Annotated in this window: 22 protein-coding genes, 1 tRNA gene and 2 riboswitches; of the genes, 8 read left to right on the top strand and 15 right to left on the bottom strand. The window is 63.3% G+C overall.

Going from position 1 to position 25389, the window contains the following annotated elements:
• Positions 1-62: 62 nt before the first annotated feature.
• The 4 genes from AC5RTB_RS00345 to AC5RTB_RS00330 all read left to right on the top strand — a co-directional run bounded on the left by AC5RTB_RS00345 (position 63) and on the right by AC5RTB_RS00330 (position 3769).
• Positions 63-851 (top strand): creatininase, encoded by a 789-nt coding sequence (locus AC5RTB_RS00345; protein WP_494059077.1) that lies wholly within the window; start codon positions 63-65, stop codon positions 849-851.
• Positions 848-2563 (top strand): BCCT family transporter, encoded by a 1716-nt coding sequence (locus AC5RTB_RS00340; RefSeq protein WP_494059076.1) that lies wholly within the window; start codon positions 848-850, stop codon positions 2561-2563. The genes AC5RTB_RS00345 and AC5RTB_RS00340 overlap by 4 nt, the downstream gene beginning before the upstream one ends.
• 98 nt (positions 2564-2661) lie before the next feature.
• Complete coding sequence (locus tag AC5RTB_RS00335) at positions 2662-3450, top strand: IclR family transcriptional regulator (protein WP_494059075.1); 789 nt, start codon at positions 2662-2664, stop codon at positions 3448-3450.
• A 130-nt stretch (positions 3451-3580) separates the two neighbouring features.
• Positions 3581-3769, top strand: coding sequence for a DUF1918 domain-containing protein (locus AC5RTB_RS00330; RefSeq protein WP_494059074.1), 189 nt, complete (start codon positions 3581-3583; stop codon positions 3767-3769).
• 140 nt (positions 3770-3909) lie between these two features.
• Here AC5RTB_RS00330 and sucD read toward each other — a convergent pair whose 3' ends face one another.
• From sucD to AC5RTB_RS00310, 4 genes are all read right to left on the bottom strand, one after another.
• A complete protein-coding gene (gene sucD, locus AC5RTB_RS00325) occupies positions 3910-4812 on the bottom strand; it encodes a succinate--CoA ligase subunit alpha (protein ID WP_494059073.1) in 903 nt (300 codons plus the stop codon).
• 31 nt (positions 4813-4843) lie between these two features.
• A complete protein-coding gene (sucC, locus tag AC5RTB_RS00320; protein WP_494059072.1) occupies positions 4844-6013 on the bottom strand; it encodes an ADP-forming succinate--CoA ligase subunit beta in 1170 nt (389 codons plus the stop codon).
• Positions 6014-6197: 184 nt separating this feature from the next.
• Positions 6198-8642, bottom strand: a complete 2445-nt coding sequence (pcrA, locus tag AC5RTB_RS00315; protein WP_494059071.1) for a DNA helicase PcrA — start codon at positions 8640-8642, stop codon at positions 6198-6200.
• A gap of 175 nt (positions 8643-8817) precedes the next feature.
• Complete coding sequence (locus tag AC5RTB_RS00310; protein WP_494059070.1) at positions 8818-10362, bottom strand: alanine/glycine:cation symporter family protein; 1545 nt, start codon at positions 10360-10362, stop codon at positions 8818-8820.
• 160 nt (positions 10363-10522) lie between these two features.
• Here AC5RTB_RS00310 and AC5RTB_RS00305 point away from each other — a divergent pair, with 160 nt between their 5' ends.
• From AC5RTB_RS00305 to yczE, 3 genes are all read left to right on the top strand, one after another.
• A complete protein-coding gene (locus AC5RTB_RS00305) occupies positions 10523-11119 on the top strand; it encodes a hypothetical protein (RefSeq protein ID WP_494059069.1) in 597 nt (198 codons plus the stop codon).
• Positions 11120-11172: 53 nt separating this feature from the next.
• Positions 11173-11246, top strand: a tRNA-Arg gene (locus AC5RTB_RS00300).
• Between the two features lie 81 nt (positions 11247-11327).
• Complete coding sequence (yczE, locus tag AC5RTB_RS00295) at positions 11328-11969, top strand: membrane protein YczE (RefSeq protein ID WP_494059068.1); 642 nt, start codon at positions 11328-11330, stop codon at positions 11967-11969.
• Between the two features lie 26 nt (positions 11970-11995).
• Here yczE and AC5RTB_RS00290 read toward each other — a convergent pair whose 3' ends face one another.
• The 3 genes from AC5RTB_RS00290 to fdhD are packed head-to-tail and all read right to left on the bottom strand — an operon-like array spanning position 11996 to position 15876.
• On the bottom strand, positions 11996-13915 hold the full coding sequence (locus tag AC5RTB_RS00290; RefSeq protein ID WP_494059067.1) for an ABC transporter ATP-binding protein: 1920 nt from the start codon (positions 13913-13915) through the stop codon (positions 11996-11998).
• A 27-nt stretch (positions 13916-13942) separates the two neighbouring features.
• Entirely contained in the window at positions 13943-15016 is a 1074-nt protein-coding gene (locus tag AC5RTB_RS00285; protein ID WP_494059066.1) for an LLM class flavin-dependent oxidoreductase, read from the bottom strand.
• Between the two features lie 29 nt (positions 15017-15045).
• Positions 15046-15876 carry a formate dehydrogenase accessory sulfurtransferase FdhD gene (gene fdhD, locus AC5RTB_RS00280; RefSeq protein ID WP_494059065.1) on the bottom strand — a complete coding sequence of 277 codons (831 nt, stop codon included), beginning with the start codon at positions 15874-15876 and terminating at the stop codon, positions 15046-15048.
• Between the two features lie 151 nt (positions 15877-16027).
• On the opposite strand from fdhD, the gene AC5RTB_RS00275 reads away from it, so the two are divergent.
• A complete protein-coding gene (locus AC5RTB_RS00275) occupies positions 16028-18385 on the top strand; it encodes an FdhF/YdeP family oxidoreductase (protein WP_494059064.1) in 2358 nt (785 codons plus the stop codon).
• Between the two features lie 37 nt (positions 18386-18422).
• On the opposite strand, the gene AC5RTB_RS00270 is transcribed toward AC5RTB_RS00275, so the two are convergent.
• The 8 genes from AC5RTB_RS00270 to AC5RTB_RS00235 form a co-directional block, all read right to left on the bottom strand.
• On the bottom strand, positions 18423-19676 hold the full coding sequence (locus AC5RTB_RS00270) for a molybdopterin molybdotransferase MoeA (RefSeq protein WP_494059063.1): 1254 nt from the start codon (positions 19674-19676) through the stop codon (positions 18423-18425).
• Positions 19673-19957, bottom strand: coding sequence for a DUF6457 domain-containing protein (locus AC5RTB_RS00265; RefSeq protein ID WP_494059062.1), 285 nt, complete (start codon positions 19955-19957; stop codon positions 19673-19675). Before AC5RTB_RS00265 ends, AC5RTB_RS00270 begins: the two co-directional genes overlap by 4 nt.
• A gap of 13 nt (positions 19958-19970) precedes the next feature.
• Positions 19971-20588, bottom strand: a complete 618-nt coding sequence (mobA, locus tag AC5RTB_RS00260; protein ID WP_494059061.1) for a molybdenum cofactor guanylyltransferase — start codon at positions 20586-20588, stop codon at positions 19971-19973.
• Entirely contained in the window at positions 20585-21085 is a 501-nt protein-coding gene (locus AC5RTB_RS00255) for an HNH endonuclease (RefSeq protein WP_494059060.1), read from the bottom strand. Before AC5RTB_RS00255 ends, mobA begins: the two co-directional genes overlap by 4 nt.
• Before the next feature lie 212 nt (positions 21086-21297).
• A complete protein-coding gene (locus AC5RTB_RS00250; protein ID WP_494059059.1) occupies positions 21298-22122 on the bottom strand; it encodes an NlpC/P60 family protein in 825 nt (274 codons plus the stop codon).
• Positions 22123-22149: 27 nt separating this feature from the next.
• The gene (locus AC5RTB_RS00245) at positions 22150-22962 is read right to left on the bottom strand and encodes an NlpC/P60 family protein (RefSeq protein ID WP_494059058.1); all 813 of its coding nucleotides are present in this window, start codon (positions 22960-22962) and stop codon (positions 22150-22152) included.
• Between the two features lie 5 nt (positions 22963-22967).
• Positions 22968-23119: riboswitch (cyclic di-AMP (ydaO/yuaA leader) on the bottom strand.
• A 152-nt stretch (positions 23120-23271) separates the two neighbouring features.
• A complete protein-coding gene (locus AC5RTB_RS00240) occupies positions 23272-24270 on the bottom strand; it encodes a M23 family metallopeptidase (RefSeq protein WP_494059057.1) in 999 nt (332 codons plus the stop codon).
• Between the two features lie 4 nt (positions 24271-24274).
• A riboswitch (cyclic di-AMP (ydaO/yuaA leader) is annotated at positions 24275-24462 on the bottom strand.
• A gap of 119 nt (positions 24463-24581) precedes the next feature.
• On the bottom strand, positions 24582-25286 hold the full coding sequence (locus AC5RTB_RS00235; protein ID WP_494059056.1) for an iron-dependent transcriptional repressor DtxR: 705 nt from the start codon (positions 25284-25286) through the stop codon (positions 24582-24584).
• Positions 25287-25389 lie beyond the last annotated feature (103 nt).

Below are 25389 nucleotides of genomic sequence, written 5' to 3'. Positions count from 1 at the left end.
GCTTCCGGCGCAAGCGCCGCCGTCGTTCTTTTCAGATTTCACCCACCAGCAGGAGACCGCACATGGCGCGCACCACCGTGTATATGGAAGAACTCGACGCTTTCACCTACGCCGAGAAGATCAGCGCCGAGGACGGAATCATTCTCATCCCCGCTGGCGCGGTCGAACAACACGGACCGCATATGCCATTGAACGTCGACGTCCTGTTGTCGCGGGCGATGGCCGGTGCGGTCGCCGAACAGATCGGTGCGCTCGTCGCAGCGCCCATCATGTATGGCTACAAGTCCCAGCAGCGCTCGGGCGGCGGGAACCATCTTTCAGGGACAACTAGCCTCGACGGCGCCACTGTTGCCGCCATCGCGAAGTCGCTCACCCTGGAACTGGCACGCCACGGAGCGCGCAGGATCGTGTTCGTCAACGGGCATTTTGAAAACTACCAGTTCCTGTACGAGGGAGTGGACCTGGCTGTCCGCGAACTGCAGCTCGCCGGCATGGATGACCGCCGGGTCATGCTGCTGTCGTACTGGGACTTCGTCGACGAGGCAACGATCGGCGAGCTGTATCCGCGAGGCTTCAGCGGATGGGATGTAGAGCACGGCGGTGTGCTTGAAACATCCCTGATGCTGCACCTTTACCCGGAACGGGTCGACATGGGCAGGGTCGAGGATTTCCCTCCAGCCGTCCTGCCGAATTACGACCTCCTTCCGGTACGTCCAGAGCTTACTCCCGGCTCCGGATGCCTATCCTCTGCCGCCGACGCCTCAGCGGAAAAGGGAGAAATCCTACTAAAAAGGGCGACGAACAGCATGGCTGGCGCGATTTCCCATGAGTTCAGGAGCGATCAAAGATGATCTGGAACAGGCAAGCTGCGGCCACCACGGCGCCAAAGGAGGACGCCCAAATCGATAGCGAAGAGGAGGTGGAGACACCCGTACAGAAGAAGCGAAGGGCCGTCGATGACACTGTCATCAAGTGGCTGGCAGCGGTTCTCGTCGTCGTGATCCTCGTTGGGACCATCGCCGCACCCGACGCCGCGGCGGCAGCAATCGGCACAGCCCGCACCTTCGTCACCGAATACTTCACCTGGTTCTTCGTGCTCTTCTCGGTCCTAGCGCTGGGGATCTGCGGCTGGCTTGCCTTCGGTCGTTTCGGCCGGGTCCGGCTGGGTGGACCCGGCGCCAAGCCGGATTACAGCAAGTTCGCCTGGTACTCAATGCTCTTCGCCTGCGGACAGGGCATTGGGCTGATTTTCTGGTCCGTTGCTGAGCCGATCATGCTGAAGGAGGAAAGCCCCCTCTTCAGCGGGGAGAACGCCGCCGTCGCCCAGGACGGGGCCATTGCCTGGTCCTACTTTCACTGGGGGCTCACCGCGTGGGCGATGTACTGCATCGTCGCAATCTGTCTGGCCTACTCTCACTACAACCTTGGCAAGAAACTCACCTTTCGTGACACTGTCGTCGACTTCTTCCCCGTGAAGTCACGCAGGAGCATCGGCGTGGTGGTCGAGGTACTAGCCATCCTGGCCTGTGTGCTCGGCCTGGCCACCTCGTTCGGCTTCGCCACTCTCCAATTCACGTTCGGGCTCACGTCCTTCACCAAAATCGAAGGTGGTATGTCCGTCTGGATCGCGGTGGTCGCGGTCTTCGCGGTCCTCACCGCGATTTCGGTCTACTTCGGCATCAGCAAGGGCATGAAGCGCATCAGCGAAGTGAACTCCGTACTGAGCCTCGTGCTCGTTGGTTCGGTCCTGCTCTTCGGTCCTGCCGTCTACCTGCTGTCCTCCGTGCTGCAGACCTTCGGCGTGTACTTCCAGAATTTTCTCGCTATGAGCCTCTGGGCAGAGTCCGGCGTTGCGAGTGCGGGCATCGGCAGCTGGCAGGACAGCTGGAACGGGTGGTGGACTGTCTTCATCTGGTGCTGGGTGATCGCGTTCTCCGCCTTCGTTGGCCCGTTCATCGCCCGGATCTCCAAGGGCAGGACCATCCGCGAATTCGTCCTCGGTGTCACCGTCATCCCCTCCGTGATCGTGATGGTGTGGATCGGTGTGCTGGGCGGTGCGGCCCACTTCTACGACAACGCCAACGATGGCGCCATCTTGGGTCAGATCGCGGAAAGTACCGAAAGCGGCCTGTTCGCGATGCTCGATTTTGTGCCGGTTGTCGGAACGATTCTGATGGTCGTCTCCACAATCCTGGTGGCCACCTACTACATCACGTCACTGGACTCCGGAGTGCACGCCCTCTCAGGGTTCGTCGCCTCCTCGAAGAGCCCCAACAAGTGGTTCCGGGTGCTGCTCGTGGCAGCTATTGCATCAGTCACCATAGCCTTGCTGGTTTTGGGCGGGGTCTCGGTCATTGGGACGGTACAGACCGGAACCATCATCGGTGCCTTCCCTCTGGCCTTCATCCTGATCATCATGGTCATCAACTTCGTCAAGCGGCTTCGCCGCAATGAAACGACGACGGTTCCGCCAGTTCGGCCTTCCTTTGAGGAGTCCAAGGGCGAAGAGCCGCCGAAGACACCTGCACTCGTAGCATCCGACAACAATGCGCATCTGAACTAGATGATTCATCAGTCCGTTGCCGACGGCGTCACCCGGATGGGTGACGCCATTGGCGTTTCCGCCCAGGAAGTAGCTGATAGGGGATGATGAAAGACATCATGACAGCACAAGCAGAATCCAGGGACACCAAGGGCGCCTCCGTCATTTCCAATGTGATCGACGTGTTGCGGTGCTTCAGCATAGAAGAGCCCTTACAGGGCGTAACCGAGATTGCGGTGCAGGTGGGCCTGCACAAAAGCACCGTTTCACGGATCCTCGCGACCCTTGAGAATGAAAATATTGTCGAACGTGACCCGCTCTCGCGCCGGTTCCGCTTGGGATTGGGAATCATCACGCTCGCTGGTCCCCTTCTGGCGGATCTCGACGTCCGGAAGGTCGCCCACCCTGTCCTCAGCGACTTGGCCGGGCAAACCGGTGAAACCTCAGCCCTGGTGTTATGGAACGGAACTGAGTCGATCACGGTCGAGCAGGTTGTCAGCAAGAACAACGTCAAGCACACCTCGCCACTCGGCACCAGTTACGGCACCGGCTACAGCGCCAGTGTGCAGGTATTCCTTGCGCTCGAGGATGAGGACCGCGTTCGGCAGTTGCTGCAGTCCCACACAATCACCTACCCCTCCCTGGACAATGCCAGCCTCGACGCGTACCTCGCACGGCTGCGGGACGTGCACCGTCAAGGCTTCGCCGTGAACTACGGTGAAACCTCCAACGAGGAGGTCGGAATCGCTGTCCCGGTTCACGACCACCGTGGGAACGTCGCCGCTGCAGTCCTGATTTCAGCTCCCCGCTTCCGGGTGGACCAGGATCAACTCGACGCTCTTGTGGCCGCTTGCGTTCTGGCCGCAAAGGACGTGACGCGCAGGCTCGGGGGCCGGGCCTCCCAATAATCCGGCGTGCCCGCTTTCCGTCGGTGAGTGCGAGCGCAGGGCAACAACTCATAACTTGTCCACAAGCCGCAGACAGCGCCCGACCGGAAGCGGATACTAGGGGTATCCGCACACGTCAGGAGGTTGGCAAATGAAGGCATCAATTGGCGACCGCATCCTTGTCCACGGCGTCCACGTGGATGACGCTGAACGAGAGGGTGAGGTACTGGAGACCCGTGGTGAGGGCGGAGCCCCGCCGTATCTGGTCCGCTGGTCCAACGGATCCCAGGGACTGGTCTTTCCCGGTCCCGGCACAGAGATTCGCTCCACCGGCCCATAACCGATCCTGGCGGCTGTCACCGTTGGAGCGACGGTGATGGAAGCGGGACAGAGGCACCCACTCAGACAACGACGGCGGCCGCCACCTTTCGAAGGGAAAGGTGACGGCCGCCGTCGTGAGAGTTGTCTACGGGCGAAACCCTAGAGGGTCTCGTAAACCTCGCGCAGCAGGCGGGCGGTCTCGGACGGGGTCTTCCCCACCTTGACGCCGGCAGCCTCGAGGGCCTCTTTCTTCGCTTGGGCAGTGCCGGCGGAACCGGACACAATCGCGCCTGCGTGGCCCATCGTCTTGCCCTCGGGGGCGGTGAAGCCTGCAACGTAGCCGACAACCGGCTTCGTTACGTTCGCCTTGATGAAGTCGGCCGCACGCTCTTCAGCGTCGCCGCCGATTTCGCCGATCATCACGATCGCCTTGGTCTCCGGATCCGCTTCGAACGCCTCAAGCGCGTCGATGTGGGTGGTGCCGATGACCGGGTCACCGCCGATGCCGATCGCCGTGGAGAAACCGAGGTCGCGCAGTTCGTACATCATCTGGTAGGTGAGGGTGCCGGACTTGGAGACGAGGCCTACGCCGCCCTTGCCCGTGATGTTGGCCGGAGTGATACCGACCAGCGATTCACCGGGGGTGATGATACCGGGGCAGTTGGGCCCGATGATGCGGGTGACCTGCTTGCCGTCGGCGTCCACGCGGGACTTCGCCAGCGCCCAGAATTCCGCGGAGTCCTGTACGGGTACGCCCTCGGTGATGATGACGACGAGGCCGATTCCGGCGTCGATCGCTTCAATAACGGCGTCCTTGGTGAACGCCGGCGGGACGAAAACGATGGAAACGTCAGCGCCGGTTTCGGCGATCGCTTCCTTCACGGTGCCGTAGACGGGCAGCGTCACGTCACCGTGGGTGACGGTGGTGCCGGCTTTGCGGGCGTTGACGCCACCGACAACCTGAGTGCCTGCCTTCAGCATCAGTGCGGTGTGCTTGGTGCCTTCGCCGCCGGTGATGCCCTGGACGATCACCTTGGAGTCTTTGTTCAGAAAGATAGACATGTCTGTTCCTTAGTCCTGGAGTCGCGACCGGTCAGCGAGCGGCGTGAGCCAGCTCGGCAGCTTTGTCGGCGCCTTCGTCCATGGTGTCGGCGAGGGTGACCATCGGGTGGTTGGCCTCGGCGAGGATACGGCGGCCCTCTTCGACGTTGTTGCCGTCGAGACGCACCACGAGTGGCTTGTTCTCCTTGGCACCGAGGATCTCCAGCGCCTTCACGATGCCGTTGGCCACCGCGTCACAGGCGGTGATGCCACCGAAAACGTTCACGAAAACGCTCTTGACCTGCGTGTCGTTCAGGATCACGTCCAGGCCGGCAGCCATAACCTCGGCAGAAGCTCCGCCGCCGATGTCAAGGAAGTTCGCAGGCTTCACGTTGCCGTGCTTTTCGCCTGCGTAGGCAACGACGTCGAGAGTGGACATGACGAGCCCGGCACCGTTGCCGATGATGCCTACTTCGCCGTCGAGCTTGACGTAGTTGAGGTCGTTTTCCTTGGCCTTGGCCTCCAGCGGGTCGGTGGAGTCCTTGTCCTCGAGCTCTGCGTGGCCCTTCTGGCGGAATTCAGCGTTCTCGTCCAGCGTGACCTTGCCGTCGAGAGCCAGTATCTCGCCCGAACCGGTCTTGACCAGCGGGTTCACCTCAACCAGGGTGGCGTCTTCCTTCGTGAATACGTCCCACAGTTTCAGGATGGTGTTGGCGACACCTTCGCGGAGTTCCGGGGCAAAGCCGGCCGCATCGATGACTTCGTCAGCCTTAGCGCGGTCAATACCAACCGCGGGATCAATCGCAATCCGTGCCAGCGCTTCGGGGCGCTCGACCGCGAGCTGTTCGATCTCCACGCCGCCCTCGACGGAACACATGGCAAGGTAGTTGCGGTTTGACCGGTCCAACAGCACCGAGAAGTAGTACTCCTCAGCAATGTCCGCGCCCTGGGCAATCATCACCTTGTGGACTGTGTGGCCCTTGATATCCATGCCGAGGATCGCGGATGCGTGCTCGTAAGCCTCATCCGGGGTCTTGGCTACCTTTACGCCGCCGGCCTTGCCGCGGCCGCCAACCTTGACCTGCGCCTTGACGACGACAACGCCGCCAATCTTCTCGGCTGCTGCTTTTGCTTCTTCCGGGGTCTGCGCCACGATGCCGGCAAGCACGGGAACGCCGTGAGCCTCAAATAGATCGCGCGCCTGATATTCAAACAGGTCCACTTATCTAGTGTCCTTCTACGTCGAAGTAGGTTTACACAGGGAACTCTAGTCCCTTGGCTCGGAACGCCTTTCACAGACTACCGGTTTCGTGAGTAAGCACACAGTTCTATGAGTTGTAGAAAAGTAACCTTTTCGGTTACCGTCCGCGCGCTGTTAACGGCCTAAGCTCTGGGTGTGCCCCTTGCTATCCCACTTTGGTCAGGGGGGCGTAACGGAGCAGGAGCCTCTTCTCCCCGATGTCGAACCGCACCTTGGCGACCATCTTGTCCCCGCCGCCTTCGACCGCAAGGACCGTGCCGTTGCCGAACGTGGTGTGGTTGACCTTGTCTCCCGCGGCGACAGCAACGACCTCTTTCTGGGGCTGCACCCTACCGGCGGCTTTCCCCGGAAGCCCGCGCCCGGACTCGTTGCCGGAAGCCGCGCCCGCACCCCAGTAGGAGCCGCTGAACCGGGGGCCGCTGATGCTTTGGCCGCTCGTCCATGCCGGTTTTGCTGCGCCCTCACGTTTCCAGTGGATCAGGTCCTCAGGAACCTCTCCGACAAACTGGCTGGCCGGGTTGTACTGGCTCTGACCCCACAGGCTCCTGACCTCGGAGCGCGTGATGTACAGCCGCTTCCGCGCGCGGGTCAGACCGACGTAGGCGAGCCGGCGTTCCTCCGCGAGTTCCTTCGGGTCCGTAGCGGAACGCTGGTGCGGGAAGATTCCCTGCTCCATGCCGGTCAGGAAGACCACCGGAAACTCGAGACCCTTGGCGGTGTGCAGGGTCATGAGGGTGACAACGCCCTGCCTCCGCGCTTCCTCCACGGCTTTCTCCACGTCCTCGCCCGCACCGGCCGGGGCATCCGGGATCTGGTCTGCGTCAGCTACAAGTGATACCTGTTCCAGGAAGTCGCCCAGCGTGCCTTCGGGGTTGTCGATCTCGTATTCGCGGACCACCGCAACGAGCTCCGCAAGGTTCTCGACGCGCGACTCATCCTGCGGGTCGGTGCTGGTTCGCAGCTGCGCGAGGTATCCGGTCTGCTCGAGGACTGCCTCCAGTGCCGCGGACGCGCCCGACCCTGCCGCGACCTCCGCGAGGTCATCGATGAGCTTCACGAACGAGGCGACCGCATTGACGGAGCGTGTCGCCATGCCTGGTGCTATATCCGCCCTGCGAAGTGCTTCCATGAAACTCACGCGATCGCGTTCAGCGAGCGCCGCAATGGCGTACTCCGCGCGGTCGCCGATTCCCCGCTTAGGTTCGTTGAGGATACGGCGGAGGTTGACGACGTCGTCCTGGTTCACCAGCACGCGCAGGTACGCCAGCGCGTCCTTGATCTCCTTGCGCTCGTAGAACCGGGTGCCGCCGACCACCTTGTACGGCAGGCCGACGCGCATCAGGATTTCCTCAATGGAGCGCGACTGGGCGTTGGTCCGGTAGAACACTGCGACATCTCCGGGCCGCAGGTTCTCTTCGTCCTGCAATCGGTCGATCTCGTCGGCGATGAACCGTGCTTCCTCATGTTCATTTTCGCCGACGTAGCCGATGATCTTCTCACCGTTGCCCTCAGCCGTCCACAGCCGTTTCTCCGGACGGTTGGGGTTGCGGGAAATGACTGCGTTGGCCGCGTTAAGGATGTTCTGGGTGGAGCGGTAGTTTTGCTCCAGCAGAATGGTGCGCGCGTTGGGGTAGTCCTTCTCGAACTCCACGATGTTCCGCACGTCCGCTCCACGGAACGCGTAGATGGACTGATCTGAATCACCCACGACCGTCAGCTCTGCGGGCTCCTCCACGTTCTCTCCCGCGGTGCCCACGATCTCCCGAACCAGCGCGTACTGGGCATGGTTGGTGTCCTGGTACTCGTCCACGAGGACGTGGCGGAAGCGCCGCCGGTAGTAATCAGCCACACCGGGGAAGGCCCGGAACATGAAGACCGTCTGTGCGATCAGGTCATCGAAGTCCATCGCGTTGGCCTGGCGGAGACGCTGTGCGTACCCCTTGTAGACCTCTGCGACCGCCTGCTCGAACGGATCGGAGTAATTGGCTGTGGAGGCGTACTCTTCCTCGTCAATCAGCTCATTCTTCAGCGCCGAGATCTTGTGCTGGATGGCCTTGGGCGCAAAACGCTTCGGATCCAGGTCCAGGCCCTTGGCTACAAGCGTGATGAGCCGAAGGGTGTCCGCTGAATCGTAGATGGAGAAGTTGGAGTTCAGGCCGATGGATGTTGCCTCACGGCGCAGGATGCGCACGCACGAGGAGTGGAAGGTGGAGATCCACATTCGCTTCGCGACATCGCCCACCAGCCCCTCGATCCGCTCGCGCATTTCCGCAGCAGCCTTGTTGGTGAACGTGATCGCGAGGATCTGGCCGGGATGTGAGCGCCCGGTGGCCATCAGATACGCGATCCGGTGGCTGAGCACGCGAGTCTTTCCCGAGCCCGCTCCAGCCACGATCAGCAGGGGCGAGCCACTGTGCTTGACTGCTTCCTCCTGCTGCGGATTCAATCCCGCGAGCAGCTCCCGGGCGCGGCCTTCATCGACGTGGCCGCCACGGCGTGGGTGCTCCGTGACGTCAGGAGAGGACGACGACGGCGCGCCGCGCCTGCCTGCGGAAGGTGTGCTGAGGTGCGGATCGAAAAGCAAGTCCATGGTGCTTTAAGTCTAGGTGCTGGCACGGACAGAACCTGTCCGCCGTCGTCGTGCTGGTCTTTTTCCTGCCAATGCCCGATGGGATATCCCGTTGGAACGCGTGGGGAGGGTGTGGACATGGGAGTGCCCGCCGGGTCAAAGGATCCGGCGGGCACTGGTGGGATTGAGGAGCCGCTTACTTCGTGGTGGACTTCCGGTCCTCGGGCTCGATGCCCAGGTCCAGGAGCTTCCCGCTCTTGCGGTCAGCCAGGTAGTCCTTCATCTCACGCTTGATCACAGGCAGGAGCATGTACACACCGAGCAGGTTCACGAAGGCGCAGACAAACAGTGCGGAGTCTGCGAAGTTGAGGACCTGCCCGAAGGTCAGCACAGTTCCGGTAACGGTGAAGAACAGGAAGATGACCTTGTAGAGAACCTCAGAAGCCTTGCCGCGTCCGAAGAGGTACTCCCAGGCCTTCAGCCCGTAGTAGGACCACGTGATCAGGGTCGAGAACGCGAAGAGCGCGACGGCTATGGCAAGGACGATCGGGAACCAGCTAATGACGGTCGCGAAAGCATCCGAGGTCAGGATCACGCCGTCCGGGGCGTCCTCACCGGCCTGCACCTGGTCGATCCCGGCCTGGAGGCTGGGAGCGTTCGCGATGATGATGGTCAGTGCGGTCATGGTGCAGATAATCACCGTGTCCACTAGTGGCTCGAACATCGCCACGAAGCCCTCGCTCACGGGACGGCGGGTCTTCACCGCGGAGTGAGCGATAGCAGCGGAACCGAGGCCCGCCTCGTTCGAGAAAGCAGCGCGCTGGAAACCTACGATCATGACGCCGACGATGCCGCCAGCCATTCCCGCGGGTGCGAAGGCGCCTGCAATGATCGATCCGAACGCCGCCGGAACCTGATCGATATTGACGATGATGACGAAAAGGCAGGCCGTGACGTAAACGATACCCATGGCCGGAACAAGCTTGCTGGTGGTGGCACCGATGGACTTGATACCGCCCAGGATGACGAGACCGACAAGGCCAGCGAGGACGAGGCCGAAGATCAGGGCTGCACCTGCACTTCCGAGGAAACCATCCTCACCGCCGGTCACCTCCTGTACCTGTGCGAAGGTCTGGTTGGCCTGGAACATGTTGCCGCCGGCTACACCGAAGAAGAGGATGGCGACGGCGAAGATTCCCGTCAGGATCTTTGCGGGCCACTTGCCGAACTTCGTGAATGCCACCGGCAGGTACTTGAAGGGGCCACCGGATACGGTGCCGTCCTCGTGGACCTCGCGGTATTTGACGCCCAGGGTGCACTCCGCAAACTTGGTGCACATTCCGAGAAGACCCGCGAGGATCATCCAGAAGGTTGCACCGGGCCCGCCCAGCGCCATTGCTGCGCCGACACCGGCGATATTTCCAAGCCCGACCGTACCGGACAGCGCCGAGGTCAATGCCTGGAAGTGTGGGACCTCGCCTGGATCATCCTTGGACGAGTACCGCCCGCGGACCACCTCGTAGGAAACCTTCAATCCACGAAACTGGATGAAGCCGAAGTAGATGGTGAAGATGACGGCCGCGGCGATAAGCCACGCAACCACCACAGGGAAACTTACCTCGCCGATTGTGATCGGGAAGAAGACGATGGCGGCGAACCAGGTAGCGATCGGTTCGAAAACCGCATCGATAGAGTCCTCGATGGCTGCGAGCCATCCCACCTCATCCGCCACGGAAGTCATGGGTAGTATTTGGTTTATTGCCATCCGTTAAAGAAACCCGCTTCGCCCTGTGATTGCAATCACAGGGCAGAGTGTGCTCGCATCGATACCAAATCGATACCAAATACTGTCTGGATTTTCAGGCACTGCTGTTGCATGGTAACCGTCTACCATTGGAGCCATGGGCAAAACGAGGGCACAGATCGCGCGCAAGCACGGGCCGGCGGCGGCCGGGATGCCTGCGTCGCCCAGTGGACCGGAAGCCCCGCCCCGCCACAACGGAAACCTCATCCTTATACCGGCGGTTGCGGCGGCGCTCTTCCTGTTCTGGTACTTCCATCTGCTCACGCTCTCGCAGATGACCCAGCTGTCCGGCGGGCTCAGCATGCCCGACATGCTCATCGGCGGCTACGACGCGGCGTACATCGACCAGCTTCGTTCGGCGATGGACACCGCTGCGCTCGGCCAGTTGAGCTACGTGCACAAGACTGCGGGCACGCTGTTCCCGTTGCTCTTCGGTCTGGCATGGCTCCTGCTGGTACAGCTCAACGTCTCGCGGCGGTGGCTTCGTTGGGTGCTGTGGAGCCCTGTGCTTCTGTTTGTGGTGGTGGACCTGTGGGAGAACGTTGCAATCGACTCCGTTCTTGCCGGGCCCGACGCCGGTTCGGTTGCCCTCGCGTCCACCCTCACGGTGACGCGGTGGGTGCTGTTCGCCGCGAGCTGCCTAGCAGGCCTGGTTGCAGTCCTGCTGCCCCGTAGTGTGCGGTCGGCGAGCTAGGAAGACTGTAAGCTAGTACCGCCTGCGGCACTGTTGAGTGCAACGCAGCACCCGCCTCTGTAGCTCAGTAGGATAGAGCGTCCCTCTCCTAAAGGGAAGGCCGTCGGTTCGATTCCGGCCAGGGGCACATTTGCTCCACCTGGGCACTCCTGCCCACGGCACTGTCTCCCCGCTACACCACGACCCGGACGTAGCCGATACTTGGAGGGTGTCTTTTCTCTGGGTGCGTCGCATCGTGCAGCTCCTCGTTGGCCTGTTCCTTTACGGATTCTCGATCGGCATGATGATTCGGGCTGGGATCGGTGTCTCTCCGTGGGATGTGCTGGGGCAGGGTGTGTCCGTCCAGAGCGGCATCCCGTTCGGTCTGACCACCAACCTCATCGGGCTGGCGGTACTGCTCCTGTGGATTCCGATCCGCCAGAAACCCGGTGCGGGAACCGTGCTCAACGTCCTGCTGGTCGGACCGAGCGCGGAGGTTGGCCTGGCAGTGATCCCGCAGCAGACCGTCCTCTGGGTGCAGATTCTCCTGTTCACCGGCGGGCTCGTTCTTCTTGCGGTCGCCACTGGCCTCTATATCGGCGCGCGCATGGGCCCTGGCCCGCGTGATGGCCTCATGACAGGAATGCACAAGCGCTGGGGCTGGCCCATCTGGGCCGTGCGCACAGGCATAGAGGTGACGGTCCTCGCCATCGGCTGGGTTCTGGGCGGCACCGTGGGCGTAGGTACCGTGGCATTTGCGCTTTTCGTGGGGCCGCTGGTGAATCTGACACTGCCTCGCCTCCAGGTGCCGGAGAAACCAGGCGAAGCACGGCTCGACGGACATGCAGCGCCGTCCGGCGTGACGCCGTAACCCGACCGTTCCGAAGGGACGCTGGATCAGGCTCCGGGACCGGACACCGACAGGGCTTCGGCAGGCTCGTCCGCTGCGACGGCTTTCTGCACGGCGAACTGCGTGCGGTGCAGCTCGGCATACCGCCCACCCGCGGCGAGCAACTCCTCATGCGTACCGCGCTCGGCAATGCGTCCGTCTTCAACTACGAGGATCTGGTCCGCGCTGCGGATGGTGGACAGTCTGTGGGCAATTACCAGCGCCGTGCGCCCTTCCAGCGCCTCGGTGAGCGCCGCCTGCACGGCGGCTTCCGAGGTTGAGTCCAGCGCTGCGGTGGCTTCGTCCAGGATCACCACACGCGGTTGCGCGAGGAGGAGGCGTGCGATGGTCATGCGCTGCCTCTCGCCACCGGACAGCCGGTAACCGCGCTCCCCCACCATCGTGTCCAGCTGATCAGGGAGCGAGCGGATCAACGTTTCCAGCCGGGCGCGGCGAACCGCGTCCCAGATCTCCTCGTCAGTTGCATCCGGGCGTGCGAGCCTGAGGTTGGAGGCAATGGTTTCGTGGAACAGGTGTCCGTCCTGCGTCACCATGCCCAGAGTGTGCCGCAGCGATTCGAATGTCACATCGCGGACGTCTTTCCCGCCGATCCGGACCGAGCCGGCGTCCACGTCATACAGCCGGGCCAGCAACTGTGCAATGGTCGATTTGCCGGCACCTGAGGTACCCACCAGGGCTACGGTGTGACCTGGATCGATACGGAAACTGATGCCGTGCAGCACTTCCTCGCCGCCACGGGTGTCCAGCGTCGATACCTCTTCCAGCGAGGCCAGCGAGACGCGGTCCGCCGACGGATAACCGAAGCGGACGTCGTCGAACTCGACCGCCACGGGACCGTCGGGGATAGTCTCTGCGATCGGCTTCTCCTTGATCAGCGGGTCGAGGTCGAGCACCTCGAATACCCGCTCGAAGCTCACCAGAGCACTCATGATTTCAACGCGCGCGTTCGCGAGCGAGGTCAGCGGCGCATACAGGCGCGTGAGCAGCAGCGCCAGGGTCACCACTTCACCGGTGTCCAGTGCGCCCCCGAGCGCCAGAGTGCCCCCCAACCCGTACACCAGCGCCAGTGCCAGCGCGGAAACCAGCATCAGCGCGGAAAAGAATACGAACTGCAGCATTGCTGTGCGAACACCGATATCCCGTACCCGGGCAGCCCGCACGCGGAACTCCTCAGACTCCTCCTCGGGGCGTCCGAACAGCTTCACGAGGGTGGCACCGGGAGCCGAGAACCGCTCGGTCATCTGCGTGCTCATAGTGGAGTTGTAGTCAGCGGCCTCGCGGCGAAGCGATGCCAGCCTCCTGCCCATCCTGCGCGCGGGCAGCAGGAAGATGGGCAGCATGATGATCGCGAGCACCGTGACCAGCACCGACGTGCTCAACATGACGATCAGGGTAAGGATCAGGGCCACCAGGTTGCTGACCACCCCGGACAGGGTGCCGCTGAAGGCCTGCTGTGCACCAATCACGTCATTGTTGAGTCTGCTCACAAGCGCGCCGGTGCGGGTACGGGTGAAGAATGCGATCGGCATTTTCTGCACGTGGTCAAAAACCGCCGTGCGCAGATCCAGGATCACTCCCTCGCCGATCCGCGCTGAATACCACCGGGTCAGCAGTCCCACGAGCGTGTCCGCAACGGCGACGATCGCAATGACGACGGCGAGCCACACGATAGTGCTGACTGCCTCTTCGGCGATGATGGCGTTGACTACCTGCCCAGCCAGAACGGGTGTAGCGACCGCCAGGAAGGCAGACACCACGGACAGCGCGATGAAGAGAATCAGCTTGAACTTGTAGGGTACGGCGAATGACAGGATCCGCTTCAGCGTCTCCTTGGAGAATTTGTTGTTGCCGTTCTTGGCGGAGGAGATCCGGTAGAGGGAACTCCAGGCCGCGCCTTCCATGCTCATGGATGCCTCCCGTAGTGGATTCCAAGCTTAGGTCCCGCGACTGACACTTTCGGTCCGCGGTGCCGGATCGTCGCGGAGTTGTACGCCAAGGGCGTCATTAACGAGCGGCAACACCTCGGTTCCGAGCAGCTCGATCGACTCCAGAACCTGTTTCTGAGGAACGGATGAGAAATCGAGCTGGAGGATGTGCCGGTCGTGGCCCATGGCGGCGTGCGTCAGGACGATCTTCTCCGCCACCTCCTCGGGCGTGCCAACGTAGAGCGCACCAGTGCGTGCCGTTTGCATGTTGTAGGTGACCCCGCTCGGTCGGGGGAAGCCCCGCTCAGCCGAGATACGGGTCATGGTGTCGAGCCAGTGCGGACGGAACGTCTCCTTGGCTCCGTTGCGCAGCACCAGTCCGACGCCGCTTACTCCGACCCGCGGCGCGGCTCCCCCGGTTGCACTGAACTGTTCGCGGTACAGGGCTGCGTGCTGCGCGAAATTGTCAACGGCGCCGCCCAGCAGCGCGTAAATGACCGGCTTTCCCAGGCGCGCAGCGCGGACCGACGACGACGGCGTGCCGCCTGTTGCGATCCAGATGTCCAGATGCTTGCGGGTCGGCCGGGGCAGGATCAGCGCGTCCTGAAGGGGCGGTCGAAACCGGCCCGACCAGGTCACCCGCTCCTCGGCGTCTATGCGCAGCAGCAGGTCGATCTTTTCCTCGTAAAGTTCGTCGTAGTCCTCAAGCGCGGCACCAAACAGGGGGTAGGACTCAATGAAGGATCCACGTCCCGCAGTCAGCTCCACCCGTCCGCCGGAGAGCAGGTCAAGGGTGGCGAACTGCTGGAATACCCGCACCGGATCCTCGGTGCTGAGCACCGTCACTGCTGACCCGACGTGGATGGTCCGGGTTTGCGCCGCGGCAGCAGCGAGCACGGGCACCACTGAGGACACTGCATAGTCGGGGCGGTGGTGCTCTCCGACGCCGAAATAATGCAGCCCCACTTCGTCGGCGAGCCGCGCACGCTCCAGAAGGTCGGCCATCCGTTGTTCGGGTGAAACCCTAACGCCTGTGACGGGGTTGGGGTGGATATCGCCGAAGCTGAAGATGCCGAGTTCCATACTCGTGTGCAACCCCGCCCGAGGTGCCTCTATTCCGTATTAATGCGATGCGGATGCGTGTAACAGTTCAGTGTCTGCCCTCGGCTGAACCCGACAAGGGTGATCCCGGATTCCTCCGCCAAATCTGCAGCCAACGACGACGGCGCGCTCACCGCCGCGAGGGTCGGTATCCCTGCGAGATGGGCCTTCTGAACCAGTTCGAACGAGGCCCGGCCCGAGACCTGCAGGATCATTCCCCGCAGCGGCAGCAGATTCGCGCGCAATGCCCAGCCGACCACCTTGTCCACGGCGTTGTGACGGCCCACATCCTCGCGAAGGCACAGGAGCTCGCCCTCGCGCGAGAACAGGCCGGCGGCGTGAACACCCCCGGTGCGGTCGAAGAGCTTCTGGCTTGTCCGCAGCCGATCCGGCAGGGAGGCAAGGACCGCGAGGTCCACCGTGCCGCCGTCGTCGTGCACGTCAAAACGGGCCGACTTCCGGACCGCATCAATCGAGGCTGTCCCACAGATACCGCACGAACTGGAAGTGTAGACATGGCGATCCATCGACGCGTCCGGCAGCGCAACGTCCGGCCGGAGCTGCGCCTCCACCACATTGAACGTCTGCCGGCCTTCCTCATCCACGCCCGCGCAGTAGCGGAGCGCCAATACTTCGCCCTGTTCGGCAACCACTCCCTCGGACACAAGGAAGCCTGCCACCAGGTCAAAGTCATCTCCGGGTGTGCGCATGGTGACGCTGAAGGCACGGCCGCCCAACCGAATCTCCAGCGGTTCCTCACCGGCAAGTCGGTCCTCCCTCTGGGTGACCGGGCCGTCAAGCCTGTAGCGCATGATTTTGCGCCGATCCATTACTCGCGTCATCGACGTGCCTTCCGAATAAGTTTGGGTCGAGCCTAGTTCACCGCCCGCCGCCCAGCCACCGGCACATCCGGTATACCCTTCAGTGGCTTCTGAGCGACAATGGTCACGTAGGACCACTCAACGCTGAGAAGCGGCCTAGAAAGGATGCGCGATGACTCGCTCAAACCCTCCCGTAGAGGAAGCTGACGAGAACGATCTCGATGTTGGTAAGCCCAAGGACTGGGCTGCCGGACTGCCCGGCGTCTATCACTCGATGCAGCCCGCAATCAAACATATGGGCGTCGAACGGACAGTGCGCACCCTGCTCAGGATGAACCAGAAGCAGGGATTCGACTGCATGAGCTGCGCATGGCCGGATCCTTCGGACCACCGCAGCACATTCGAGTACTGCGAGAACGGCGCCAAGGCAGTCACGTGGGAGGCCACCCCGGTCACGGTTTCGTCGGAGTTTTGGGCCGAGCACTCGATCAGCGAACTGCGCGAGCGGTCCGAGTTCTGGCTCGGCATGCAGGGCCGGCTCACCGAGCCTGTGTACAAGGCCGCCGGCGAAGACCACTACCGGCCCATCAGCTGGGATGAGGCGATCACCATCGTTTCCGAGAAGCTCAAGAGCCTCGCATCCCCGAATGAAGCCGCGTTCTACACCAGTGGCCGTGCTTCAAACGAGGCGGCATTCATCTATCAGCTGTTCATCCGCGGACTTGGCACCAACAACCTGCCCGACTGCTCGAACATGTGCCACGAATCGTCCGGCGTCGCAATGGGCGAGACCATCGGGATCGGCAAGGCGACCGTCGCCTACAACGACTACCTCAACTCCGATCTGATGATTGTGATCGGGCAGAATCCCGGCACCAACCACCCCCGCATGCTGAGTGCCATGGAGAAGCAGAAGGAGAACGGCGGCCAGATCGTGGCCGTCAACCCCCTGCCGGAGGCAGGCCTGCGCCGGTTCAAGAACCCCCAGAAGCCCAAGGGTGTCGTCGGGCGTGGAACCGATCTCGCGGATCAATTCCTGCAGATCCGCGCCGGCGGGGACATGGCATTGCTTCAGGCTCTGTCCAAGCGGGTGCTCGAAGCTGAGGACAGGAATCCCGGCACCGTGCTGGACCATGAGTTCATCGCTCAGTACACCGAGGGATTGGATGAGCTGCGCGGGCACCTGGCGAACCTGGATGAGCAGACGGTACTCGAGGCAACCGGGCTGCGTTCGGAGGAGATCGACGAGCTGGCTGACCGGTACATCAAAGCCAAGAAGGTAATCATCACCTGGGCCATGGGCGTCACGCAGCAGAAGAACGGCGTCGGCACCATCAAGGAGATGATCAACCTGCTCCTGCTGCGCGGAAACATCGGCCGGCCGGGTGCAGGGGCCTCCCCGATTCGCGGGCACTCCAATGTGCAGGGCGACCGCACCATGGGCATCTGGGAGCAGATGCCGCCGTCGTTCCTTGACGCGCTCGGAAAGGAATTCCGGTTCGAGCCGCCGCGCGAGCACGGTGTCGACGCGGTGGCCGCCGTCAGGGAGATGCGCGACGGCGACATCAGGTTCTTCATGGCACTGGGCGGAAACTTCGCGGCCGCGATGTCCGATACGGCGGCGACGGAAGCGGCCATGCAGAACCTCGAGATGAATGTGCAGGTATCCACGAAACTCAACCGTTCACACACCGTGGTCGGCGAGGAAGCGCTGATTCTGCCGACGCTTGGCCGCACCGAGATCGATATTCAGGCAACCGGCCCGCAGTTCGTCTCGGTTGAGGACACCGTAAGCGCTGTTCACTCCTCCGAGGGCAGGGTTGAGCCGGTAGCGCCAGGGCTGCTCTCCGAGATCGCCATCGTAAGTAGGCTCGCGAAGGCCACTCTTGGGGACCGGGTTGCCGCTGACTGGCAGGGTTTCGAGGACGACTACGACCGCATCCGCGACCACATCGCCCATGTTGTGCCCGGTTGCGAGAACTACAACCGCCGAATCCGCGAGAAGGACGGCTTCCTGCTGGCGAACGGGCCCCGCGATTCGCGGAAGTTCAACACCCCGAGCGGCAAGGCGCTGCTCACAGTCAATGAACTGGATCCCATGGACTGCCCGCCCGGGCGCCTGATCCTGCAGACCATGCGCTCGCATGACCAGTTCAACACCACCATTTACGGTTACAACGACCGGTACCGCGGAATCAAGAAAGGCCGCCATGTCGTGTTCGTGAACCCCGAGGACCTCGCCGAACTGGGTTTCAAGGACGGCGACCTGCTGGACGTTCACGGTGAGTACATCGACGGCAAGGACCGCGTGCTGCGCAAGTTCCGCGCGGTGGCCTATCCCACCGCCCGCGGCTGCGCGGCCGTCTACTACCCGGAGGGGAACGTCCTGGTGCCGCTGGATGACACCGTCCAGGGCAGCAACACCCCCGTCTCCAAGGGCGTCATCGTCCGCCTCGAGGCAGCAGGGGACGGCCCTGCCGGCGGCAGCAGCGAAGAGAACAGCCAGAAGGACATGCCCGCAACCGTCTAACCGGCGGGCGCGCCGTGGTTCAGCTACCGGCCCCCGGTTAGCTGAACCACGGGAGGGGCAGCACGGTTACCTTCTCGTCGGGTTCGCAGCCCTGCTCCGGGATCACGAGGACCCCGTCGGCGTCTGCCAGTCCCCGCAGCATGCCCGAACGGTGGTGAACCGTTGGCATTCCGCGCCCGCTCTCGTGGCGGTATGGCACCAGCCGGGTGCGTCCGGGCAGCGGCTCGAATGCCTCACCGACCAGGATCGAGCGCGATTCAGGGAAGGCGGCTCCGCGCAGTCCGGCCAGGAGGGGTGCGCCGACCGTCAGGAGGGCCATCATGGCGGCCAGGGGGTTGCCTGGCAGACCGACGAAGAAGCGCCCGTCCGGCAGTCTCGCGAGAAGGGTGGGGTGTCCCGGCCGCATCGCGATGCCGTCGATGATGAAGTCGGCTTCGAGCACCGCCAGCGCACGGCGGATGTGGTCGGCGTCGGACGCCCCGGTGCCGCCGGTACTGATCAAAACATCGCCGGACGCCCGCGCCAGTGAAAGTTCGTCCAATGCCTCCGCGCTGATCGCGGCGACGACGTCGTCAAGATCGTCGCGTGCGCGGGCCACGGTGTCCACATGGCCGCCCAGCATGGTGACGAGGCCGGGCAGCTGCGGACCAAAGGTGTCCCGGACCTGGCCCGGCTCGGGCAGTCCCGCCTCGATGACCTCGTCGCCGGTCAGCAGCAGGGAGACGCGGGGAGCGCGAAGGACCGGGAGCGTGTCCCACCCGCAGACGGCAGCCAGGGCGATCTGTGCCGGATTGAGCACCGAGCCGGCTCGGATGGTCTCGGTTCCCTCGGCGGCTTCCTCGCCGGCCGGCCGGATATGCTCGTTCCCCGCGGGTTCGTCGGCCCGCGCGCGTTCGTTACGGGTCAGCACACCGTCGCGGACGGCTCCGTGCTCCGTACGCAGGATTCCGGTAGCCCCCGGCGGGACGACACCGCCCGTGAGGATGAAGGTTGCCTGGCCCGGTTCCAGCGTGGCGTACCCGGACTTCTTATGCTCGTGTGCGCGGTGCCAGGGACTCTCATCCTTCTGCACCGGCGTAACGAGCGTCCAGGGCGGCTCACCGTTCAGCGCCCAGCCGTCCATCGCCGAGGACGCGTAATGCGGGATGGGCTGCAGCGCCACAACGGGTTCCGCCAGGGTCTGGCCGAGAGCATCAGCGAGGTTCACGGTCTGCGCCGTCTTTGGTGTGGCGGATTCGTACGCTAGCCGCCGTGCTTCCTGCCAAGTGACGTTGTGCCCGAAACCGCTCACCGGCGGTCCTCCGTCTCGACGATGGGCGGACAGGCGGAGTGCGCTGCCTGCATTGCCGACCGCATGGCTGTGGCGCTGTCCGCCTGACCGTACCCAACTGCCATTCCTGCCGCGTAACCGGCGATGAAAGTCGTGAGCGGAGCCGCAGGGCGGACCACGGAGTGCGCGGCCTGGCCCGCCAGGGCCAGGACGGCATCAACGTCAACCTCCGTGCCCTCAAGTTCGAATATCTCCAGAAGCTTTTCGCTCCACTGCCTGAGCAGGCGATCCCGATCCTCCATGGTGAACCTCTCGCTATTTGCCCGCGTCTGGCTCCTCCACCCCGAATTGCCGGGCGTCGGACCACGTATCGATGTCGATGGTTGAGCCCGCGGGAACTTCGACTGGACTCCATGTCACCCTAGCAAGGAGGGCGCGCATAGACAGGTTTCTTACTTCCTGCAGATCAACAGCACTCGCGAGGTCAGTCCAGCGATACAGGGCTGCGAGCGGCTGGTCCCTGCCGCCGTCGTGCGCCAATACCGATAACCCGGTTGCGAGGGCACCCGCGGTGAGCGAGGGCAGTGCGTCGCTGATGCGGGGCATGTCGCACGCGAGTACAAGCACCCAGGGCGCGGGATTGTCCCCCAAATGCATGACGGCGGCGCGCACCGCCGCCGCCGGCCCACCAAATGGTGGGTCCTCCCGGATCAGCTCCGCTCTCGGAGGCAAGTCGGGCGAGGGGCCGCCGACCACGACGAGCCGTCGCGCCGATTCGAGCGCGTCACAGGTCCGCACCAGCAGCGATGTGCCGTCGACCCGCAGGGAGGACTTTGGAACCCCGCCCAGTCGGGACGACCTGCCGCCACTGAGCACGACGGCGTCGAACATCAACTCTTCGGCGGCGCTCCCGTCCGCTTCCGGGCTGCTCACGCCGCGTTGTCGGCGGGCAGGAACTCGCTCCACTGCGGCGAGGGTTTCTCAAGTTCCCGGATCTGCCAGGAAGTCCCGCGGGGAGGCCTGGGCACAACCCGGAGTGACCAGCCGAGGGACCCGAGGGTCTTGTCCCCCTTCGCGTTGTTGCATCTCAGGCAGCAGGCGACGAGGTTCTCCCAGCTGTCCTCTCCCCCGCGCGAGCGCGGGACCACATGGTCGATGGTGGATGCGGCCTTACCGCAGTAGGCGCACATATGATTATCACGCCTGAGCACGCCGCGTCGCGTTGCTACCGTGCTATTGCGATACGGGATCTTCACATACCGGTTCAGCAGAATGACTGAAGGCCTGGACAGAACTTCGTTGGGGCCAACCACCGGGTCCTCCCCTTCTGCGACGACGCTGGCTTTACCTGTGAGAACAAGCACCAGCGCCCGGCGGAAGGTAACCACCGCCAGTGGTTCATATCCAGCATTAAGAACGAGAGTGCGCATGCACATTCCTCTTTGCCGTCCATAGCCCAGAAGATTCCGGAAAATCCCTGACGTCCCTGAAGCTACAGCGAAGGTACTTCGGATTAACAGTGCAAGAGTAAGCCGTTCGGCTCATGGTTCGTCAATCGCCACACTCGCTTTTCCCGGCAGACGGGCACGAAAAAGCCCCTCGCCGGCTACGGCGAGGGGCTTCATACGAATCTGTTGCAGAGTTAGCCGCCGACGCGGATGAACACGGGGCCTGATCCGAGCTCAGCCGGCGCGATGACCGTCTGGTTGCCGTTGAACCCACCGTGGACGGCCTGGCCACCGCCGATGTAAACGGCGATGTGGGCCAGGCCCATCCCGCCGTCGGCATAGTAGATAAGGTCGCCGGGGATAGCTTCTGCAGCGCTGACCGTGCGGCCGAGGGAGAGGTAGCCGGCCGGCCATCCGTGGAAGTTGATGCCTGCAGCGGCGAGGGCGTTGCTGGCGAGGCGGGTGCAGTCCTGGGTCACTCCCAGCTGCGCCTTGGCGGCAGCAGCGATGGTGGCGGCTACGCCCGAGGACGCCTGGGCGGCTGCTGCGGGGGCAGGCGTCTTGGCGATGGCCGGCTGCGCCGCGACAGTGGCCGTTGTTTCCACTGCTACTGCGGGCTCGATTACGGCAGGTTCTGCCTCGTCGACCGGTGCAACAGCGGGAGCGACCTCAATAGTTTCGGCCTGCGGCTGAACTACAGGGGCAACCACTACAGGAGCGGCGACGGCCTTGACGGCGGTCTTGTTGAAGGAGATCTTTGCATCGGCCGGTGCCTGGATCGGCGCCGTGGCAGGCTGAACCTCAAGGGTGGTGGTGACGGTGTTGCGCTCCGCAGGCAATTCGACCGCGTTTGCGGCAACGCCGCTGGTAAGAACCAGACCGGATGCCGCGGCGATGACGGCTGCCTGGCGACCTACGCCGCCGGCGTTGCCACCGACGGCGCGCGCAATGGTGGAGAGAGAGGCTGATCGCTGCACTTCGGCGCGGTGGCGCGCGATGGCACGGATGTTCGGGGTCATATGTGTGAGCTCCAGGTTTTCTGGTTCTTAGCTAACGCGGACGAAGCTGTAGCCAGAGAGATCGGACAGGCTGTGAAGACCGGTGTTCATACCGTTCAGGCCACCGCTGATGACCTGACCGTTGCCTACGTAAATGGCAACGTGACCACCGGAGACCACGAGGTCGCCGGGAGCGGGAGTGGGGACGACTGATCCGAAAGCGAAGAAGTCGCTCGGAGCGATGTCGCCGACGGACTTGCCGATTGAGCGGAGGGCCTTCTCGACCATAGCGGTGCAATCCTGTGCGACACCGATCTGGGAGTAGGCCGAGCCGACCAGTGCTGCTCCGACTCCGCTGGCGCTGGGCGCCTTGACCGGAACGGGAGCCTCAACTGCGGCGGGCTCCACCTTCGCCGGGGCCGGGGCTGCTGCTGCGACCTGGACGGCCGGCGTCACGACCTCGACGACGGTTTCGACGGTCGAGGCCGGGGCGGGGGCCGCCTCGACAACTTCAGCCTGCGCTGCGACGGGAGCGTCCTCAACGGCCTCGACAACCGGAGCAGCTACAGCCTCGACAGCCGCACGCTCGAAGGTGACAGTCGCATCAGCAGAAGCGCTGACTGCGGTGGGCTGAACGGCGACTGTGCTGAGCGTCTTGACGGCCTGCGCCGAGCGCTGGGCGTCGGATGCGCCGTGGGCCGGAAGTCCGGCCGTGAGGACCAGGCCGGAAGCTGCCACAATGACCGCTGCCTGGCGTCCTACGGAACCGGCGTTCGAAGATACAGCCTTCGAGATTGCTGCGAGCGAGTTTGTATGAGCCGGCACCGCACGGTGGCGGCCCAGCGCAGAGCTGTTTGACACGTTAAATTGCCTCTCCCTACGCCTGCGAGGTGAGCTGTCGGATTCGGATGGGAGTCACCCGGCCGCGGATCGTCTCAAATCCTGCGACTTAACCCCAAGGACTTCTGGAAAGAAGCCCGCAATTGGTTCCCCCGCCCCTGCCATGCGATTTACGAACGGACCTCGCGCAGTGGCAGAGCTAGGCGATCTGCGCGAGAGTGCCGAACCCCCTGCGATTCGGCACGAGTTGAACGCTACCTCAGAATTTAAGGTATGTCACATTCCGATCACGGAACGGTGTGTTCTCGATTACGACGGCGTTGAAACCGTTCAAAGCCAACCCAACGGGTCGACGTTCTTGCCGTCGACAAGGACCTCAAAATGCAGGTGGCACCCCGTCGAAGCGCCGGTGGATCCCACCCTCGCGATAGCTTCACCCCGGTCAACTACCTGACCCACTGTCACGTCCATCGCGGACAGGTGGTTGTAGGTGGTCTCCAGGCCGTTGGCGTGCTTCACAACAATGCGATTGCCGCCACCGTAGGCGTGCCACCCTGCGAAAGTCACGGTGCCGGCCGCTGCGGCCTTGACGGCCGTTCCGCAGGCTTCACTCATGTCCTGCCCCGTGTGGAGCTCACCGGCGCCGGTGATGGGGCTGATTCGGGAACCAAAGGGCGAGCTCATCACTCCGCCGTCCAGTGGCGCCGAGAGGGAACCCTGGGATTCTGCGGTCACGATGTCATTACCCGAAGCCGAGACCATCTCGGCCAGTTTCGCGTCGGGATCGAACTTGCCGTTCAGAGCAGCCCGGTCAAACGAGACGTCCGCACCTGCGGCAGCCTGGACTGGCTGTGGCTCGTCCTGCTCCGCTGGAGCAGCAACAGTCAGCGCGTCGGAAGGCGAGACTGCTGCGGTTGTGGGCAGCGCGACGGTGAGGACCATTCCGGATGCAGCGGCGGCAATGGCAACCTTCTGGCTGAGCCCCGCCAGGGAAACATCCCGGCGTGCGGTGACCGCGCGTCGTCGTCGTTCAATCCGTTGCGGGTCTCGGGGACGGAGGCTAACAGTGGACTGGGCCCCAGGCGCGGATTGTGCAGGCGCCACGGAGCCATTGCGGGCTTCCCTCCGGGACATCGGCGCAGCCGCGCACGCACCAACCGGCGCCGTCGGGGTCGCGCACTCCCGGACAACTGAAGTGGCCGGCACAGCGACGTGAGCGGCTGTGAGGTGGGCGATTCGCTCGGCCCGGTGGCGCCTGTGGGCGTCACGCGGCCGCGCTTCAACGACCGGGGTGCCGGCACGGCGACGCCCCGAAGCAGTGTTTGACAAGGAGACCCTTTCTCATTTCCGCCTGCGAAGTTAGCTGTCGGGTTCGAGTATGAGAAAACTCGGTTCGAATACCTCCGATAAGGCAGCATCCGGAACTTCACCCCAAGGTCATGGCGGGCCATGACCGGTGGTGGGTCCTCCGCCCCTGTCATCTGTTCAACACTGCGTTCGCTGACAGGGTTAGGCATGCGAACCAGGTAACGCTGGAGTATCAGCGCCAGATATCAACTATAGATCGACGAGGCCGACCGTAATCATTTCGTAACCAAACTGTGGATAACCTTAGGCAATCCAGAGCTTCCCGCCTTTGGTTAAGACTGGGGATGAACGGCCACAAAAACGTGTGAAGCGACTTCCGGCGGCAGTTCCAGTGCGCCCTCTACACCGGGCACCCGAACAGACACGTAGTCACCCACCGCCTGAAGGGTCATGGACGCTCCGGGACGCAGGCCACCCTCATCCAGCTGCGTGAGCAGTTCGGGATCCACCTGGATAGGTTCAGCCAGGCGGATAAGAGTCACAGCGGAGCCGGCGGTGTTCGTCTCCAGAGCTTCGCTGAGAGTGCACACACCGAGGGTCAAGGTTTCGGAGGGCGTTCCGCCGATCGCTTCGAGGCCGGGAATGGGATTGCCGTAGGGCGACTGTGTCGGCTTCCCAAGCAATTCGTAGAGGCGCCGCTCGACCCGCTCACTCATGACGTGTTCCCACCGGCAGGCCTCATCGTGGACATAGGCCCAGTCAAGACCGATCACATCGGAGAGCAGGCGTTCAGCCAGCCGGTGCTTGCGCATCACCTCGGTGGCCCGTCGACGTCCGAGTTCGGTCAGTTCAAGGTGACGGTCACCGGTCACCACAACCAGCCCGTCACGTTCCATTCGGCCCACCGTCTGGGACACCGTGGGGCCGGAGTGACGAAGACGCTCTGCGATCCGCGCACGCAGGGCCACGATGTTTTCTTCCTCGAGCTCAAGGATGGTCCGCAGGTACATCTCGGTGGTGTCGATGAGGTCCGTCATGCGGGGTTCAGCTCCTTGGCACTGGTGCGGATTGAGCGTTGATGCAGCGGCTGCCTGCAGTCCCTGGAAGGTGGGCCGCCGTCGTCATCCCTACGCCCCACAA

This window comes from Arthrobacter sp. M71 S08 (genome assembly GCF_059089725.1).
This window is presented reverse-complemented; position numbering and strand designations above follow the sequence as displayed.